This is a genomic window from Tamlana sedimenti, from assembly GCF_038148895.1.
Taxonomy (GTDB): Bacteria; Bacteroidota; Bacteroidia; order Flavobacteriales; family Flavobacteriaceae; genus Tamlana.
This window is the reverse complement of record NZ_JBBVGQ010000015.1, coordinates 1-1,203: the sequence shown is the minus strand read 5'-3', so window position 1 is coordinate 1,203 and position 1,203 is coordinate 1. Positions and strand designations below refer to the sequence as shown.

Annotated in this window: 1 protein-coding gene; it reads right to left on the bottom strand. The window is 39.5% G+C overall.

The features are described from left to right. Positions 1 to 9: 9 nt before the first annotated feature. Positions 10 to 990 (bottom strand): IS110 family RNA-guided transposase, encoded by a 981-nt coding sequence (locus WJN01_RS15435; protein WP_445198053.1) that lies wholly within the window; start codon positions 988 to 990, stop codon positions 10 to 12. Between the last annotated feature and the right edge of the window lie 213 nt (positions 991 to 1,203).

The window sequence follows — 1,203 nt, the reverse complement described above, 5'->3', positions numbered from 1 at the left end:
CAATGATATCTATGACATTTGCAAATTAAAATCATATAATTTTTGATTTTTGACCATTGCGAACATCCTATGGACTATTTTGTTCCTGATTGCGTTGATTACGGCCATTTTGTTTTTTCCCTGTTCCACTTTTCTAATGTAGTAATTCCTAAGGTCATTATCAAGCTGTATGGCCCTCATTGCGGCCATGTGCAATAGTTTTTTTATGGTCTTGTCCGCCAGATGCGAGACCCTTGCCTTTTTGTTGATGGACGTTCCGGATTTTTGTGAAAAAGGGGCTATCCCGGCATAGCAGGCAAATTTTCGGGGGTCACTGATTTTAGAATATCCGTTGGTCTTTACGATCATGTTCCAGGACACTATTTTCCCGACACCCGGAATGGATGTTACGATATTGTGGTTCTTTAGAAGCTCTTCGTTCTGTTCGATAATTTTATCGATGATATTTTCAATCTCCAGTATTTGCCTGTTCAGTAGGGCTATAATTTTGTCCGTCTGTTTGTCAAGGGCCGGCAGCCCCAGGCTTTTCAGCAAGCGGTTTTCCTTTTTGAGCGATTTGTGCTGGGCGCGTTGCCTTACAAGCAGGCTCCTTTTGGACAAGAGTATCTGTATCCTCTCGGCTTCTTTTCCCTTAGGTATGTAAGCGGGTGTTTCCTTATGGTTTTTTTGAATGAACTGGGCTATTCTAAAAGCGTCAACAACATCATTTTTACCGCGAACAAGCCCAATGCTCCTTTTGAGGTGGAATGCGTTTACCTGATAGAAGTTGAGTTTTAGCTTGGACAGGGCGTTGATGAGCTCCCATCCATATTTGCCTGTGTTTTCAAAGCATATGAGGCTTTTTTTGAGCATGTTCTTTTTAAAAAAGGACTGGATACTGGCGGTTTGGTTTTGGATTTGATAGTGCCTGGCTTCTTCTTTTTCCAGCAAACAAATGTCCAATGTCGATTTACTGATATCGATACCGATAAAGATTGGTGGATTTTGCATAATTTTGGATACGTTTTAGAGGATTGGAAAATTAATAGACTCAATTCCTTAATGATGGGCTTTTGATCCCTAATATCTATTTCGAGTTCTATTAAAGGCAAAGAGCGGGTTCTTAATCATTGCGTAGTTTTAAAATACTATGAACTATAATAGTTTACCTGCTCTTTGGTCAATCCTAAAGTTACTATATTTTATTATGCAAGTCTAAAGGAA